Source organism: Paenibacillus jamilae (assembly GCF_050482105.1).
Lineage (GTDB): Bacteria > Bacillota > Bacilli > Paenibacillales > Paenibacillaceae > Paenibacillus > Paenibacillus jamilae_B.
Genome location: NZ_JBCNHI010000020.1, coordinates 311,743 through 328,702 on the forward strand (window position 1 = coordinate 311,743; position 16,960 = coordinate 328,702).

The 16,960-nt window shown below is 47.0% G+C and carries 17 protein-coding genes; 12 read left to right on the forward strand and 5 right to left on the reverse strand.

All coding sequences use genetic code 11. The features are described from left to right. Positions 1-48: 48 nt before the first annotated feature. Positions 49-720 carry a zinc metallopeptidase gene (locus ABEW32_RS20330; protein WP_430191191.1) on the reverse strand — a complete coding sequence of 224 codons (672 nt, stop codon included), beginning with the start codon at positions 718-720 and terminating at the stop codon, positions 49-51. 42 nt (positions 721-762) lie between these two features. Beyond that, on the reverse strand, positions 763-1,194 hold the full coding sequence (locus ABEW32_RS20335) for a MerR family transcriptional regulator (protein ID WP_430192004.1): 432 nt from the start codon (positions 1,192-1,194) through the stop codon (positions 763-765). 291 nt (positions 1,195-1,485) lie between these two features. Here ABEW32_RS20335 and ABEW32_RS20340 point away from each other — a divergent pair, with 291 nt between their 5' ends. From ABEW32_RS20340 to ABEW32_RS20355, 4 genes are all read left to right on the forward strand, one after another. Then, positions 1,486-2,889 (forward strand): ammonium transporter, encoded by a 1,404-nt coding sequence (locus ABEW32_RS20340; RefSeq protein ID WP_430191193.1) that lies wholly within the window; start codon positions 1,486-1,488, stop codon positions 2,887-2,889. Between the two features lie 48 nt (positions 2,890-2,937). After that, a complete protein-coding gene (locus tag ABEW32_RS20345) occupies positions 2,938-4,020 on the forward strand; it encodes a DUF294 nucleotidyltransferase-like domain-containing protein (protein WP_430191195.1) in 1,083 nt (360 codons plus the stop codon). Further along, complete coding sequence (locus tag ABEW32_RS20350; protein WP_430191197.1) at positions 4,017-4,754, forward strand: exonuclease domain-containing protein; 738 nt, start codon at positions 4,017-4,019, stop codon at positions 4,752-4,754. The genes ABEW32_RS20345 and ABEW32_RS20350 overlap by 4 nt, the downstream gene beginning before the upstream one ends. Positions 4,755-4,924: 170 nt before the next feature. Beyond that, positions 4,925-5,554: a TlpA family protein disulfide reductase gene (locus tag ABEW32_RS20355; protein WP_430191199.1), complete on the forward strand. Its 630-nt coding sequence runs from the start codon at positions 4,925-4,927 to the stop codon at positions 5,552-5,554. A gap of 55 nt (positions 5,555-5,609) precedes the next feature. Here the strand turns inward: ABEW32_RS20355 and cimA are convergent, their stop codons facing one another. Beyond that, complete coding sequence (cimA, locus tag ABEW32_RS20360; RefSeq protein WP_430191201.1) at positions 5,610-7,226, reverse strand: citramalate synthase; 1,617 nt, start codon at positions 7,224-7,226, stop codon at positions 5,610-5,612. A gap of 294 nt (positions 7,227-7,520) precedes the next feature. Between cimA and ABEW32_RS20365 the strand changes: the two genes are divergently transcribed. From ABEW32_RS20365 to ABEW32_RS20375, 3 genes are all read left to right on the forward strand, one after another. Continuing rightward, on the forward strand, positions 7,521-8,801 hold the full coding sequence (locus ABEW32_RS20365; protein WP_430191203.1) for a DNA polymerase IV: 1,281 nt from the start codon (positions 7,521-7,523) through the stop codon (positions 8,799-8,801). A gap of 160 nt (positions 8,802-8,961) precedes the next feature. Then, positions 8,962-9,204 (forward strand): ferredoxin, encoded by a 243-nt coding sequence (locus ABEW32_RS20370; RefSeq protein ID WP_430191205.1) that lies wholly within the window; start codon positions 8,962-8,964, stop codon positions 9,202-9,204. Between the two features lie 163 nt (positions 9,205-9,367). Then, entirely contained in the window at positions 9,368-10,792 is a 1,425-nt protein-coding gene (locus tag ABEW32_RS20375; RefSeq protein ID WP_430191207.1) for a L,D-transpeptidase, read from the forward strand. Positions 10,793-10,819: 27 nt separating this feature from the next. Here the strand turns inward: ABEW32_RS20375 and ABEW32_RS20380 are convergent, their stop codons facing one another. Beyond that, positions 10,820-10,966, reverse strand: a complete 147-nt coding sequence (locus ABEW32_RS20380; RefSeq protein WP_167669723.1) for a hypothetical protein — start codon at positions 10,964-10,966, stop codon at positions 10,820-10,822. A gap of 218 nt (positions 10,967-11,184) precedes the next feature. On the opposite strand from ABEW32_RS20380, the gene ABEW32_RS20385 reads away from it, so the two are divergent. From ABEW32_RS20385 to ABEW32_RS20395, 3 genes are read left to right on the forward strand one after another with little or no spacing between them, the layout of a single operon-like run. After that, entirely contained in the window at positions 11,185-12,279 is a 1,095-nt protein-coding gene (locus tag ABEW32_RS20385) for a quinone-dependent dihydroorotate dehydrogenase (RefSeq protein ID WP_430191209.1), read from the forward strand. Between the two features lie 34 nt (positions 12,280-12,313). Continuing rightward, on the forward strand, positions 12,314-13,126 hold the full coding sequence (gene yjbM / locus ABEW32_RS20390; RefSeq protein ID WP_430191211.1) for a GTP diphosphokinase: 813 nt from the start codon (positions 12,314-12,316) through the stop codon (positions 13,124-13,126). After that, positions 13,127-13,696, forward strand: coding sequence for a DUF309 domain-containing protein (locus ABEW32_RS20395; RefSeq protein WP_430191213.1), 570 nt, complete (start codon positions 13,127-13,129; stop codon positions 13,694-13,696). An 85-nt stretch (positions 13,697-13,781) separates the two neighbouring features. Here the strand turns inward: ABEW32_RS20395 and ABEW32_RS20400 are convergent, their stop codons facing one another. Then, positions 13,782-14,309, reverse strand: a complete 528-nt coding sequence (locus ABEW32_RS20400; RefSeq protein ID WP_430191215.1) for a thioredoxin family protein — start codon at positions 14,307-14,309, stop codon at positions 13,782-13,784. Positions 14,310-14,472: 163 nt separating this feature from the next. Between ABEW32_RS20400 and ABEW32_RS20405 the strand changes: the two genes are divergently transcribed. After that, entirely contained in the window at positions 14,473-16,140 is a 1,668-nt protein-coding gene (locus ABEW32_RS20405) for an RsmB/NOP family class I SAM-dependent RNA methyltransferase (RefSeq protein WP_430191217.1), read from the forward strand. After that, positions 16,137-16,919 carry a pseudouridine synthase gene (locus ABEW32_RS20410; RefSeq protein ID WP_430191219.1) on the forward strand — a complete coding sequence of 261 codons (783 nt, stop codon included), beginning with the start codon at positions 16,137-16,139 and terminating at the stop codon, positions 16,917-16,919. Before ABEW32_RS20405 ends, ABEW32_RS20410 begins: the two co-directional genes overlap by 4 nt. The last annotated feature ends 41 nt before the right edge of the window (positions 16,920-16,960 follow it).

Genomic DNA, 16,960 nt, shown 5'->3' on the forward strand with positions numbered 1-16,960 from the left:
CTCTACCGCCATTGACGGAGGAACAACCTTTTTTGTAATACAAGTACCTTAATCTCGGCTGTTGAAGATGCCGATAAGGCGGATCAATTCCAGCAAGGATACGAGAGCTGCGGCCACATACGTCAATGCAGCAGCGTTCAATACTTTGGCTACACCGCGTTCTTCATCACTACGGATAAACCCTTCAGAAACCATAATATCCCGAGCGCGATTAGAAGCATTAAACTCAACTGGCAAGGTGATTAATTGAAAAGCAACAGTAGCCGAGAAAAAGATAATACCCAAGCCGATCAGGTTCGTAAAGCTAAATAAGAAACCAGCTATCAGCAGAAACGGTGCAATCCCGGAAGCGAAGTTAACGATCGGGAAAATCCGATGGCGAAGTGCCAGCATAGGATAATGCTCTTTATGTTGGATGGCATGACCGACTTCATGGCAAGCAACCGCAACCGCAGAAATGGATTTTTCATAATAAACGGGCTCGGACAGGCGCACTACCCGTTGTATCGGATCATAATGGTCAGATAGCGCTCCAGGTACTGGCTCAATAGGCACATCATGCAAGCCATTGCGATCCAACATGTGCCGAGCTGCATCATAACCAGTCAACCCATTTTCATTTGGAACATCAGACCATTTGTTAAACGTACCTTTTACACGAAATTGCGCCCATAGGGATAACCCGAACGCAAGAATTATCAAAATATACATACCCATCATAAAGCAACCCTCCATTATTGTTCATCCTACTAGCTCGGGCATCTACATCATAGAACTATGCTCCAACAGATACTTCAAAGCCTCAATACAAGCGGCGCTTTGTGGCAATAGACTGGTAAGCAGCTTGCGAGCTTGAACGGGCTTGAGCTGTCCGAGAAGAGGCTGTAGCTCATTGACTTCACGCTCTAGACGCTGCATATGCATTTCTAGACTCGTTAGCTTGTCGGTGACGTGCTCTTCTCCTGCAACCGAGTTCCATTTAATCAGTGTCTGTCGGATTTCCTCGAGGCTATACTTCTCTTGTTTCATTTGGTTAATACGTTCAAGCCTGTTTAAGGTTTCATCATTATAAAGCCGATAATTTTTCAATGATCGTTCTTCAGGTGCGATCAAACCAAGTTTTGTGTAATAATCAATCGTTCGTTCGCTGACACCAGCCGCTTTGGCTAGCTCACCAATTCGATATAGCTTCATATCCCCATCTGTCTTCACCTCGCGCTCTTCGTTCAACCTTCATTATTAGCATCTTAAACCGAGTGTTATAAAGGATATTTTACATGATCCTCAACCATACAGTCAAACGTCATGCTTTTATCGAACTCAAACAAGCTACTTTTTTGGTTAGTAAATATGACATGTTAGGTTTGTAAGCTCATTTTTTTAACAAAATAAAAAAAATCTTGTCAACTTTCATGTATTCTGATTATAATGACAATAAGAATTTCACGAAATGTAAAGAAACTTAACATTCGAGGAGTGGTCTTCATGAGAAAAAAGTGGTTAGTTGTATTATTGGCCATGCTGGCGGTTCTAGCTTTCCCGGTAGGTGCGTTTGCTGCTGACGGGCCGACAAATATCCAACTTCAAGCTGGACTAAACACGGCATTTACGTTCTTGGCATTTATACTTGTATTTTTCATGCAAGCGGGATTTGCGCTGCTGGAGGCAGGCTCGACACGAATGAAGAATGCGGGTCACGTCGCTGGTAAAACGATTCTCACGACAGGTGTTGCGGCTTTGTCCTTTTGGGCCCTCGGATTTGGATTCGGCTTTGGCAATGACGGCGGCAATGGATTTATGGGGTTGACGGGCTTCTTTATGAGTGGGACAGATGCCGCTGCATCGTTTGACACTCTTTCAGGCTTAGATGTTCCGATTACGATTATGTTTTTGTTTCACTTTGCTTTTGCTGCGGTTTCGCTTTCGATCGCATGCGGGGGGATGGCAGAGCGTGCAAAATTAAGTGTATATATTATTTTCGGTATTTTGTTCTCCATCGTGATTTATCCGGTTGTAGCTCACTGGGTATGGGGCGGCGGCTGGCTTGGCAAGTTGGGAATGCAGGATTACGCGGGTTCAACAGTGGTCCATTTGACGGGTGCTACGGCGGCACTTGTCGCTACGCTCCTACTCAAACCGCGTCTGGGCAAGTTTAATAAAGATGGCAAGCCGAACATTATCCCTGGTCATAATCAGGTGTACTCTATCCTGGGCGTTATTATTCTCTGGTTTGGCTGGTTTGGATTTAACCCAGGTAGTGCTGTTTCTGCTATGAATGACGGATTCTTTGGGTATGTAGCCCTGACTACAAATATTGCTGCTGCGGCGGGCGGAGTTTTCGCTTTACTCGTATCTTGGATGGTTTACGGAAAAGCAGATATTCCGGCTATGCTAAACGGTGTGCTGGCAGCCTTGGTTGCCATTACGGGTTCTTGTGCCTTTGTAGCGCCTTGGGCGGCATTGGTCATCGGCGCAGTCGCAGGGATCGTCACTTTCTTCACAGCGCAATGGTTTGAGCGTGCGAGAGTAGATGACCCGGTATATGCTTTCTCCGTACATGGTGTTGCAGGGATGTGGGGCGCGGTGTCCACAGGGTTGTTCGCTACTCCTGAGCTTGTAAAAATAACAGGTGTAGGTCAAGCGGGTCTGTTCTATGGTGGTGGTTTCACGCAATTAGGAGTACAACTGCTTGGACTGATTGGTACTTTGGCATTCGTATTCGTCATTTCCTTCATTATTCTAGGTGCAATGAAAGCCATTATGGGTATTCGTGTTACAGAAGAGGAAGAAACGATGGGACTTGATATCAGTGAACATGGTACGTATGGCTATCCAGAACAAATGAAGTTAGTTGCTGAAGCTGAAAAGCGTTCTGGAATTGTTAGCTAATATGTAAAATATAAAGAGCCAGTATGGATGAGCGGAGGAGATGGAAGTATGGAACTGCAAAATATGGCCCCTTGGGTGAGTTCCGCCGAAGCGATAGATCATGCAGACACACCTGAGTCGTTAAGGCAGGCCAGGGTCGATTCTCAGAAATGGCTGCTGGCTTCCCAAGCCTCCGCTCCGTTATCGGACTGGTTACGAACGGCGAATGAAATGCATGACCGCATTGCGGCCCGAGCTGTACAAATGTGTGAAAAAGGGATGGTTGAGGATGGCTTCGGCTCTCCTCCCGTCCCTTACGCATTTATAGCCTTCGGAAGTATGGGGCGTTCGGAATCGACGCTGTGGAGTGACCAAGATAACGGTATGATTATCAGTGACCTTGTGTCTGCTGATCAAGAATTGTATTTTAGCGAGTTTGGTCGCCGAGTGTCTGCGATGCTAGAGTATTTGGGATATCCCAAATGCGAGGGAAAAGTGATGTGTTCGGAGCCGTTGTGGCGCCATACATTGTCTGGATGGCAAGAACAGCTATCAAAATGGTCAGAGGATTTTGCCTGGGAACCGATTCGTTATCTCATTATTTCGTCTGACATGAGACATATCGCAGGCGACGAGCAATTGTCTGTAGAATGGAAGCAAAGCTTTTATAAGTTGTTCCGAAAGCATCCTGATTTGCCTTCAGCGGTGCTTAGGAACACAGTAAGGCATAAAGCGACACTTAATATTTTAGGTCAGATTGTTACTGAGCGATTCGGTGAGCATGCAGGCGATTTTGATGTGAAATACGGGTTATACATTCCGTTGGTGAATGCCGTCCGTTTTTTGGCATTGCAACATGGTGTGGAGGAAACTTCTACCCTGAAAAGGCTTAGGCGTCTCGCATCACTTGAAGCGGCACCGTTGCCTTTACTCGATGCTTGCGAGCGGGCCTTTCGGATCGCGCTTCAGCTGCGAATGGCTACTCCAGCGAGGGAGAAGAATGGATTGCTTCTCAGTAATGGCTATCTGGCTGTCAAGCCGCTGAAGCAAGGTAAAGGCTGGCATGAGCTGCGCGAGGCTCTTTCGACAGTACGACGGCTGCATCGTGCGTTGCAAAGGCAGCTGCGATTTATGGAAGGGAGAAAGTTATGAAGGAACCAGCGCAGGGAGGTGGCTTCTGGAGTGCCCTCCGCAGAGGAGGAGTGCCCTCGGCAATCGCATCTGTAATGGGGGCTCCTACGGCTCAGCAGATGGCGTTTATTCGGTCCCTAACGCGGGAACAACGGCGTTCTGAAGTATTGCGTACCCCACTGGAGCGTTTGGAGACGGTAGTTTTTGACCTGGAAACGACTGGATTTTCGGCCCAACATGGAGATGAAATTTTATCGTTCGGAGCGATTCGGGTTGTTGGGGATATGATTATGGAAAAAGAGCAGTTTTATACGCTTGTCAATCCGCGGACGGCGATTCCTGAACACATTACTGAGCTAACTGGGATTACCCGGGAAATGACGGATGAAGCTCCGCCGCTTATGAATGGGCTGCATGATTTTATGTCCTTTGTAGGTGGGCGGGTGCTTGTAGCGCATGCCAGTGCTCATGATAAGGCCTTTTTAAATGCTGCGTTATGGAAAACATCCAAGGTTCAGTTAACCCACCGTGTACTAGATACAATGATGCTCGCCAAATGGTTGGAGCCACAGCAGCACCAAACCTATAGTTTGGATGAATTGCTGGCCTTTCAATCCATTCCGATTGAAGGGCGGCATCATGCGTTAGAGGATGCGAAGATGACCGCTAAGCTATGGGCGGTATATGTTCAGGAAATGCTGAAGCGTAATGTGACTAATTTGGCAGATGTCTACGCACATTTGAGTCATGCCTGATTTAGTACAAGGTATAGTCTCTGACACCACATAATAACAGCAAGTTCGCGATTTTCGTGGGTTGCTGTTTTTTGCGTCCTGTTTCAATTTAGAAGGTTAGAGGTGGGAACAGTATGGGCATCCTATGGGAAGGATGAACGCCATTTAGGAGAAAGGCAGGTGATGAGACGGTGAAGAGGTTTCTTTTCATCAGAGCGATAATTGTACTGATTGTGGTTGGATCATCATGGGGAAATATTGCAAACACAGTCTATGCAGCAAGCCTGCCCGAGAAAAATGTACCATTGAAAGAAAAATACAAAGGTGAGCAAGATCATGAAGCTAAGAACAATGTAGGGACTGAATCAGATGCGGTAGAGGTAATGAACAGAATCAAACCTGGGCAACAGCTTCCCTCTATGTTTTTAAAGGGGTTAAACGGGAAGTCCTACGATGTAGGGGCTCCGCGGAATAGAGCGATGATCATTAGCTTTTGGGCTTCATGGTGTGATCCGTGCCGATTAGAAGCGCCCATGCTGAATGAATTGTATAGTAAATACAAACATGATGTAGATGTGTATGGCATCAATGTAACTCGCTATGATCGATTAGAGGATGTGCAGAAGTTTTCCCGTTCATTGGCCCTTCGATTTCCAATTTTACTGGACGAACAAGGAACATTTTTTGAACAATTTGGAGGAGCGGCTTTTCCAACTCATGTAACGATTGACCCTCATGGACGGGTACGAGAAATCATAATCGGTATGCTCAGTGAACAGGAATTGGAGGGAAAAATAGAAGCTCTTCAAAAAATAAAGTGACTTTGGGGCCGAGTAGACCGCCAAAGTCACCTTATTAGCTCGTGCTTGTACTTGGTTAGTGGTTAACTAATCCGTGATGAGTAAGCTCTGGTTGTTCATTTTTTGGAGTTGGTGCTTCCAGCAATGCGTAACGGAAGCTGTCCAAGAGAGCTTCCCAACTGGCTTCAATCACATTTTCAGATACGCCTACGTTACTCCAGACATCCTCGTAATTTTTGGACTCAATGAGCACGCGTACCTTAGCAGCAGTGGCGTCTTTTTCGTCGAGCACACGCACCTTGTAGTCAGCCAAATGCATGTCCCGCAGGGCAGGGAAATACTGAGAAAGGGCCTTGCGGAGTGCGTTATCAAGGGCGTTAACAGGACCATTTCCTTCAGCTGCGGTATAGACACTTGTCCCTGCAACATTCAGCTTTAAGAATGCCTCGGAGACAACCGATCGGCCTGCTGTTTTTTCCACCAACACCTTAAAGGATTCAAACGAGAACATTTCCTTTACTTCACCGCCGGCTTCACGGATAAGCAATTCCAGCGAAGCATCCGCGCCTTCAAACTGATAGCCTTGATGCTCCAGGTCTTTGATACGACTAATGACGCCACGCGCTTCATCGCTGGACGGATCAAGGGTGATGCCCAGCTCTTGGGCTTTGGATACGACGTTGCTTTGTCCGGCCAGTTCGGAGACCAAGACCCGCTGCTTGTTCCCCACCAGTTCGGGAGCAATGTGCTCGTAAGTTCGCGAGTCGCGCAGAATAGCTGACACGTGAATGCCCCCCTTATGGGCAAAAGCAGCATTGCCTACATAAGGCTGGTTCACAGGCAGATTGACGTTGGCGACTTCGCTAACAAAACGGGCTGTATTGTGGAGTTGGTTGAGCTTGTCGGGATCTAGACAGTCGTAGCCTAGTTTGAGCTGCAAGTTCGGAATGACCGAGCACAGGTTGGCGTTGCCGCATCGTTCACCGTAGCCGTTGATGGTACCTTGGACCTGCCTTGCACCTGCTTGAACAGCACTTAGAGAGTTGGCTACTGCCAATTCGCAGTCATTGTGTGTATGAATGCCTAACTGTGACTTCGTTAGCTGACTTTGCAGTGTAGTAACAATCTCCTGTATTTCATGCGGTAGGGTACCGCCATTGGTATCACACATCACGAGCCAATCCGCGCCAGCTTCCTCAGCTTTTTTCATAACGGCGAGTGCATACTCAGGGTTGTTTTTATATCCGTCAAAAAAATGCTCGGCATCGAAAATAACCTCCATGCCCCCTTGCTTTAAAAAGGCGATGGAGTCGTAAATCATAGACAGATTTTCCTCCAGTGTCGTCTGTAGGGCGGTGTGTACATGAAAATCCCATGATTTACCGACCAGAGTAGCGGCCTGAGCGCCGGATTCCAGAATCCGTTGCAAATTGACATCCTGTGCTGCAATGCTATCTTTGCGGCGTGTGCTGCCAAAGGCGACAATCTTTGCCTGAAGACCTAGTTCCTGTACCCGTTTGAAAAATTCGATATCCTTGCTGTTGCTCCCGGGAATCCCGCCTTCAATATAGTGAACACCGAGATCATCGAGTTTTTTGGCGATTTTCAATTTGTCATCAGCAGACAAGCTAATTCCTTCTCCTTGAGTGCCGTCTCGCAGCGTTGTATCAAAGATAGAAATAGCGGTGGACATGAGGGACTCCTCCTTTGCGGATTGCTCAGATTGGTGATGCTCTGCTTTTTTAAGCAATATAATTTTAGTTGTTTAACGCTTAAAAACATGAAAGCGTTAGTTTGTCATGTTGGTATGATAGTCGATTATAACAACTAATGACTTCAAATGTAATATGTATTTATCATTTTTGAACACAAAACCTATATTTTTTATGTAAAATAGGAATAGCATTCAAGGGTAAACCAAATATAAAATCAAAGAAGACATTTTAAACATGACGGGTGAATTTACAGTTAAAAAGAAGGGTTGAGCATGAAAGATGTCAGTGCTTATTATCCGGTCGGTGGACGAGTTATTCTGCATGTGGATATGAACGCATTCTATTGCTCCGTTCATGCAGCAGAGGAGCCGGAAAAATACAAAGGATTGCCTACCGCTGTGGCAGGCAGCAGTGAATTGCGCAAAGGTGTAATTGTGACCTGCTCTTATGAGGCACGACGATTGGGCATATCAACAGGGATGGTTGTCCAGCAGGCTCGCCGGATCTGCCCGCAGCTCATCGTAATACAGCCAGATTTTCATTTGTACCGCCGTTATTCCAAAGCATTTATGAGCATTGCTTACTCGTATACACCTATGCTGGAGGCAACCTCAATTGATGAGTGTTATCTGGATATTTCTGGTTCTAAACAATTTGGAACACCTTTGGATATTGCTGAGGAAATCCAGCGTAGAGTAGAAGAAGAGCTAGGCTTGCCTTGCTCAATTGGAGTAGCGCCCAACAAACTGCTGGCCAAAATGGCCTCTGATCTAAAAAAGCCACGCGGGATATCTGTGCTACGTTTGCGTGATGTACCCAACATTTTGTGGAATCTTCCATGTGGTCAATTGTTTGGTGTGGGCCGCAAAACGGCAGACAAGCTTCTACAAATGAACATCCGCACTATTGGGCAACTGGCTAAAGCAGATGAACATATGCTGATCAGTACATTTGGTGTAACGGGTTCATGGTTAAAATTGGCGGCAAACGGCATTAATCATTCTCCAGTCAGCACTGAACGGGAGCCGAATAAATCCATCGGTCATACAACTACCCTGCCTATGGATGTAGTAAAGCTGGAAGAAGCCCAAAGGGTACTGCTCAACATTAGTGATCAGGTAGCCCGGCGGCTTCGACGGCACGGTATGCTGGCAGGTGGCATACAACTGACGATTCGGACCCCGGATATGAAGACCTTTACGCGTTCTCAGGTTAGGAGTACGCCTACGGAAAGTGCAGAAGATATATATAAGGAAGCTTGTGCATTGTATCGTCGTCATTGGGGAGAGGATAAGCCCGTGCGTTTGTTGGGAATTACGCTGCAACAGCTCATTCCAAAGGAGGAAGCGGCTGTTCAATTAGATCTATTTGAATACCAGGATCAGCCTAAAAAAGAAAATTTACTGAAAACGATGGATGCATTGCGCGATAAGTTTGGTGAAAATGCCATTTTGACTGCGGGGATGCTGGGAGATGATCCTTCGGTGCTTCTTCGTAATTCCAAGCTGCGCGGAACTTCACTGCAAAAGGACAATCTACCTACGCCAGAATGAACGTTTGGATGGTTTATGGTTAGCGTCAGCAACGTACGTTATAAGCGTATTTTGCATGAAGGATAAAGGAAAATAATTTGTAATAATATTGGGTTTGTATTAATATGTGAATAGAATGCAAAGCTGGTTTGTTTGATTGTATAGGAGGAAGAGAAAAGTTATGGCTAAATACACTTGGGTAGAAAAAGATACATGCATTGCTTGCGGAGCCTGCGGCGCTACAGCACCAGACATCTATGATTATGATGATGAGGGTTTGGCTGAAGTGATCTTTGATGGGGATGCAAACCAAGGCATCAAGGCGATTTCAGAAGACCTGTTTGATGATATGCAGGATGCTTGTGATGGTTGCCCGACAGATTCCATTAAGGTTGCAGACGAACCGTTCAATAAAGAAGGCTAAGCGTTATAGACTTCTTGGACAGGCATAGCACCGACAGTACCCTTCGCCGTATAACGGTGAAAGCATGCTGACGGTGCTATTTTTTTATGTGCTGTCCATCAGGTCCATTGCGACCGATATACATAATAGTAAGTATGTAAGATTACACGATCAGGAGGACCCGATGGACCATTCGCCTCATCTTAAATCGTATGTAAAAAAGCACCCTGATAATAAAATGGCCTGGTATTTACTCGGTAAAGAGTATGAAAGCAACGGTCAGGAGGGCAAAGCAAATTATTGCTTCAATCGTGCAGGGGAAGTGTTCGAAGCCTTTGAGCATAAACAGATTCCAGCAGACGTATGGATGGAATATCAGGATAAACTGGTTCAGATGTCTAAGGAGAAGGAGCGGAGAACCGCTCGAACACGCCACCTTCTAACTGCGTTGATGGTACTTCTGCTCATCTGGGTACCTTCGGCCAATTCACCGAGCATCTCACCTGACAGCGCATCCGTTCCATTTGGAGCAGAGCATTCAGCGGTTGAGCATGTCGAAATAGCGAAAGTGGCTAACGCAGATCCAAAGCAGAGGGCACAGACCGGTGTGACTTATGCTGGTGGTGTGTTTACGGCTCAGGCTCGACAAGGGAGTGGAGCTGGAACAGCGCTTACGGATATGTTGGCGAAGACGAGCCAAACACCGTCCAAAACGACGGTGCTGGGCATGGAACAGAAGGGTACGTGGCTGATCTGGAGAGAAGGGATGAAGCCGTTACTTAATGTACAGAACAAGGGAAACGGTGGATTAGCTGTTCAGTCTTACGACGCCGCTGCATGTGCTTGTAAGCCGTCAGATAGTGAAACTCTCCGCAAATCAGGTCTAAAATGGGCTGCTGGACAGGAAGAACTGGCTGTGCTGAATAGTGCCATGCGTGCATTTCGCTCGCAGCATCAACGTCTTCCCCGCAGTCTTGAGGAACTGACCCGAGACTTTCCCGATAACACGATGTACGGTACGACCGACGAGATGAAGAAGGCTTTTATACCTATGCGCAATTTACTTGCTACTCCAGGACAGGGAACAGAGAAAGATCAGAACACTGGCTCAGCGGCTGAACATAGTTTATTGCTGGCATCGTCATTACACGGACGGCCTTTTCTGGGGCAACCGCTGCGAATTGTGATAGACAAATCCAAGCACAGGCTAGCATTGGTGAGCGGTAATATACTTATTCGCAATTATCCGATCGGTTTGGGAGGAGAAAGAACACCAGAAGGGAAATTTGTGATTTCCGACAAAGTCGTAAATCCGAACGGCAAATCCAACGGGGAGTTTGGTAGTCGTGGTATGCAGCTGTCTGCAACCAATTATGCTATCCATGGTACAAACGAGCCAGGCAGTATCGGCAAAAATGAGTCGCTGGGTTGTGTCCGCATGGGGAAGGAAGACGTGGAGGAATTGTTTGCACTTGTGCCTTCAGGTACGGAGGTGGTCATTGGTAACGGGGGATTGCCCGATCAAGTGCTTGTACCTGGTTCCCGATTTACGAGTGAGCCGCAGCACGACCAGACGAATCCCCGCAAAACCTATCACTGGCTAAATTAACGTTGTGATGCCACTGCTACTTGTTGATTAACGATTTCCTGCTTGTGCTAAAACAATGACCAGAACAATCACAATGATGAGTAGAACAAAGCTGACGGCGGTCCATACGATCGCTTTCTTGTTCACCTCATCCTTTTTCTTTTGCAGGCTGGGCGGCTTGCGCTTGGTCTTCATATCAGCAATCCCTCTTTTCTTACGGGCTAAGATCCTGTCTTACTATGTCCATTGTAAATGGTTTGATTATACATTTTCAATGACATCTCCATGACAACTGAATTGTTCTGATACTGGACCTCGTAAATTACTTTCTTTTTGGTATGGAAAAAGCTAAACTATTTTGTAGAGATGTTTTTTTAGGATTGTGCAAGGGCATAGAACGGAGTGGATGAATCGTGTTGTATCGAAGGATTGCGAAACCTGTTTTTTTTAAAATGAGTCCAGAGAAGGCCCATCATGTAGTCATTGACGGCCTAAAACATGCGGGCTCACTTCCCGGGGGAGCAGCAGCGTTGCGGGGGATGTACGGAGTCAAGGAAACGGAGGATCTTGCCGTTGATCTGTTTGGCATTCATTTTCCTAACCCGATTGGACTGGCTGCGGGACTGGATAAAAATGCTGAAGCGGTTGCCGGTTTTTCTTCTATCGGGTTTGGGTTTATGGAAGTAGGCACGGTGACGCCTGTGGGACAGCCTGGCAATGATCAGCCCCGTTTGTTTCGACTGCCCCCCGATGAGGCATTAGTCAATCGGATGGGCTTTAATAATCTGGGTGCTGAGAGCATGGCCAAACGTTTGGCGGCCCTCAAGCATCGACCTGTACCGGTTGCTGTTAATATCGGCAAAAATAAAGTCACGCCAAATGAGGATGCCCATAAGGACTACGAAAAGTGTATTTCCGCCCTGTATCCGTATGCGGACTTCTTTGTAGTGAACATTAGTTCACCCAATACGCCGGATTTGCGAAAACTCCAGCATGGCAGTGAACTGAAGTCTTTACTGGAAGCGGTTCGGGCGGAGATGGGAGTTCAGGCGACAAAGTATGGTAAAACCAAGTCTGTACTGGTTAAAATTGCGCCGGATGTATCGGACGAGGAATTGGAATATATGACGGATGCGATTGCAGCCAGCGGAGTGGATGGCATTATTGCGACGAACACGACGATATCCAGAACTGGTCTGACGCATCAAAATGCTAGTGAAACCGGAGGGTTGAGCGGCAAGCCGCTGCGTGACCGTTCTACAGAGGTCATAGGGCGGGTGTACCGCCAGACGGAAGGGAAGCTGCCTATTATTGGATCAGGTGGTATTTTCACTAGTCGTGATGCCTATGACAAAATTAAAGCAGGCGCTAGCCTGATTGAAATTTATACAGCGTTGATCTACGAAGGACCGGAAGTAAACCGGGCTATACATGCCGGTCTGCGTGAGCTGCTTCGAAAGGACGGCTTTAGACACATTACCGAGGCTGTTGGTGCAGCTCACAGATAAAAAAGTGTTGTCGGAAGAGACAGGAGGTACGGGGATGGACGGAAGAGACTGGGGAACATTTTTGCTGCCATACGATCAGGCGGTGGAAGAGCTTAAGGTCAAGTTCAAAACAATGCGTGCGGAGCTGAAAAAGCGCGAGGAATACGCTCCTATCGAATTCGTAACCGGACGGGTTAAAAAAATATCCAGCATCCTCGATAAGGCGAAAAGATTACAGGTTTCACTTGATCAGCTGGAAACGGGAATCGAGGATATTGCCGGCATTCGCATTATGTGTCAATTTGTAGAGGATATTCGGCGGGTAGCCGAATATATTCGAAGACGTAAGGATTTGACGGTACTATATGAAAAGGACTATATCACCAATTATAAAGACAGCGGCTATCGCAGTTTTCATATGATTGTAGAATACCCGGTTCAGACAGCAGTGGGATTAAAAATCGTGCTGGCCGAAATTCAAATCCGTACGCTAGCTATGAATTTTTGGGCAACCATAGAGCATTCTCTTAGCTATAAGTATCGTGAAAGCTTGCCGGGTGATATGCGAGCCCGGCTGAAAAAGGCCGCTGAGGCAGCCTTTGTTTTGGATAATGAAATGTCTTCCATCCGTCTTGAAATATTGGAAGCGCAGAAAAAGTTTGAGGATGAAGCCAATATCGTATCCAAAGTCCTAACAGGTATGCACCGTCTATATTTCTACCATAAGATTAGTGAAACGATTGAGGCACAGCGCAGATTCAATGAACTGTGGGAGCGGCACGATATGGAAGGAATCAAGCAGTTGCATGATGAGGTCAAAGAGATGCTAGAAGCTTCTACCAAGGAAGAAGACAGGGATGAGTATTAAATGGTGAATCCTTCCTATGAACCGTTGTATGTGGCTTATTTAGTATACTTCAATCGGGATCGGGATTACTTTGAATGTCATGAGGTGCTGGAAGAGCTGTGGCTTAAGCTGGACCGAGACCCTGTATATAAAGGTTTGCTGCAGATTGCTGTAGGACTGTACCATTTTCGTAATGATAACTATCGTGGTGGATATATGATGCTGGACAGTGCAGTACACAGGTTGGAGCATGCTTCTTCACAGGCGCTGGGCATTAATTTGCCAAAGCTGATAGACGAGGCGCGCGCTTGCGCCCGGCAGCTTGCTGAAGCCGTTATGGATGGTTCGAAAGAGCTTCTACGTCAACCACCGATTTATCGGGATTTGACGATTGAAATCATCGAGCCTGGGCTGCGTCATGCTGTGGAGAAGGCAGCATTGTCTGTTCCGGTCAACATCCCTCAGCAGAGAGGTCCTCGGCGTGGCGAAAAGCATGAGCAGCGTCAGCAGGCACTGGAAGCTTCGATTAGGCGAAGACAGGCCGCTGGCAGCTTGTGCTCAGCTACGGTGGAAACGAAGGATGTACCTTAATGTTGTAGTGCATAATAAACGAGCAGCCCGATCCGTTTCATAGGTATCGGGCTGCTTTATCATTTCAGAACAAGCGGACATTTGTCTAGGAGGTTACGTTCTTTTTATATTTCTCAAAGAAGGCTTTGAAATCGTCGAGTGTGTAGCCGTTGTCCGAAGGACTTTCCTTCAACCCACCCACCATGCGATCCTTTTCGACGCCTTTTTCGTAATAAACAAGCGTAGGAGTGTACTCAATCTTGTACTTGTCCCAGCCAGCCTCATACTCGCGCAGGTTAAATTCATGCATCGTAATGTTCTCCTGCTTGCTCAAAGGCATGAGCTTGGGAGTAGTGGCCCGGCAGTGAACACAGTCAGATGCGAAATGATAGACGAAAAAGCTTTCCTTTTTGTCGATTTTACTTTGTAAATCCTCTGGCTTGATAATTTGCTGATAGTTTGGATCGTTCAGCAGCTCCTGAGTAGCAGGATTTAACGAGGCTGTGGAAACGCCGTACAGCTTGTTTTTAGTGCCTGAGTTTAAAGCGAGCAGCACTCCGAGCAAAATGACAAGCACAACAAAAAAGCCAATGACAGGTATAAGCTTTTTTTTGTTGGATTTTTGTGCGTTCAATGCAATCTCTCCTATCAAAATCTAAAATATGTAGCTATGAATCTAATAATTATACAACATTACAGCTTGTAGTGAAAGTTTGTAAATCACACAGATATTGCCGGCTAACAGGTTGATTATGGTACAATAAAATTTATTTTAACAGGACAGGATGATTACAATTATGGGTGTACAGCTCCCCACAGCATTTGTAAAGCGCATGGAGCAATTGCTCGGTGATGAATTTGAGGCTTTTATGGCTGCCTATGACCATACGCCTCATGCCGGGATTCGCATCAATACATTAAAAATTCCGGTAGAGGATTTTAAGGAACGTTCCCCGTTCGACCTGCGGCCGATTCCGTGGTGCCCCGCAGGCTTTTACATTCCACACGGCACTAAGCCTGGACTACACCCCTACTATCATGCTGGGTTGTACTATGTACAGGAACCGAGTGCGATGTCACCAGTTGAACTGCTCAATGTAGCTCAGAATGAGGCAGTTTTGGACTTGTGCGCTGCACCAGGAGGGAAATCAACCCAAATCGCAGCCAAGCTACAAGGAAGCGGCGTATTGGTGACCAATGATATTAGCGCCGACCGAACCAAGGCGTTGGCTAAAAATGTGGAATTGTACGGTGTGCGCAATGCCGTGGTATTAAATGAAAGTCCGGATCGCATCGCAGATGCCTTTCCTCATTTTTTTGACAAAATTCTAATTGACGCGCCTTGTTCGGGAGAAGGTATGTTCCGTAAGGATGAGGATATGGCAAAACAATGGGAAACACATTCGGTGGAAAAATGTGTGGTCATGCAACGGGACATTTTGCGTGTAGCGGCCTCCATGCTGAGCGATGGGGGGAGAATTGTCTATTCGACCTGCACCTTTGCCCCGGAAGAAAATGAAGGCATGATTGCGGAATTTCTGCAAGCTCATCCTGATTTTAACATAGTCCCTGTTCCTCCGGAAGCAGGTTTTGCACCAGGGCACCCGGAATGGGTGAGTGAAGGGATTGCTTCGGCACATCCCGAACTGCGGGGGACAGCACGTCTCTGGCCGCATCTTGTAGAGGGAGAGGGCCATTTTATCGCCGTATTGCAGCATCAGGGTGGTGGTCGTGTCGCTTCAGCAGCAGATTACACTGTGTCAGGGGATCAGGCTCCGTTTTCGAGCAAGAATGACAGAATATTAAACATAGAAGCAGCGTATCCACAAAAGAAAAAACATTTGCCCGTCAAGGAAGCGTTGCTCCCAAGTGACCAAGGGAGGCGTACGACGGGTGGGTCGATGCGAGCTGGAAAAGGAATGGGCGGAAAGTCAGGCAAAGGAAAGGCTATGCGCGGCTTTGATGGCAACAAGTCCCGTACAGGCAAAGAAAATGTGAAATCTGCGGCACGCTCCCCGCAAGATGTGCTGGAGTCCTACAACCAATTTGTTCATGAGCAACTGGAGGTTTCATTTGCAGGCTTTACGGTAGTCTACGGAGATCGCATTTATCAGTCTCCGCTGGCATCACATCGTTTGGACGGGCTTAAGGTGGTACGTCCGGGCTGGTTTATGGGAACCGATAAGAATGGTCGGTTTGTACCTTCACATCCACTGGCGGTGGCTTTGCGCCCTTCTGAGGCGGTTAGAAGCATCAACCTTTCCAGTTCGGATGCTGAAGCTATCCGGTATTTAAAAGGGGAGACCTTGTCTATTCCTGTTGAGAGAATGGAACTTCGAAATGAAGTCCAACCCAAAGGCTATACGCTTGTGTGTATTGATGGCTATTCGGCCGGGTGGGGCAAATGGCAGGACGGCATGCTTAAAAATGAATATCCTACAGGCTGGAGGTGGACATCGGTATGAGTGGAAAAGGAAGGCAAACACAGCGTCTAGACAAAATTTTAACCCACATGGGATATGGTTCCCGCAGTGATATCAAGAGACAGGTAAAGCAAGGAATGATCACGGTAAACGGACGGGCCATCAAAGATAGCGGCTTACAAGTTCATCCATATCAAGACCAAATCGAAGTGAACGGCGAACTTGTTGTATTTCGTGAGTTTATTTACATCATGCTGCACAAGCCCCCAGGTGTCATATCTGCAACCGAAGATACGAGGGAGCGGACGGTGTTGGATTTGCTGAGTGCGGAGGAACGACATTTTGAGCCTTTTCCAGTAGGGCGGCTTGATAAAGATACCGAAGGCTTATTGTTGTTAACCAACGATGGCAAGCTGGCGCACGAACTACTTTCCCCACGCCGGCATGTTCCCAAAACGTACGAGGCTACGGTGTCGGGGCATGTCACGGAAGAGGATATTCATCAATTTGCAGCAGGAGTGGAACTGGACGATGGGTATGTCACTCTTCCCGCGCAGCTGACTATTCTCCGCCATGAACAGCCGCATCAGGCAGATGGAGAAGTCATTTCTTATATTTCGCTTGTGATTCATGAGGGTAAGTTTCATCAGGTGAAGCGCATGTTCGAGTCGGTTGGTAAAAAGGTGACCTATTTGAAAAGAACAGCCATGGGGCCACTGAAGCTGGATGAACAGCTTCCACTCGGCAGCTATCGAGAGCTGACCGGCGAAGAACTAGCAGCGATCGGCCGTGATATAGCATCCGCCACTTCAGAAGTGTGATGGTGGGATTAAATATAAATGACGCACAGACTCGTACGAGA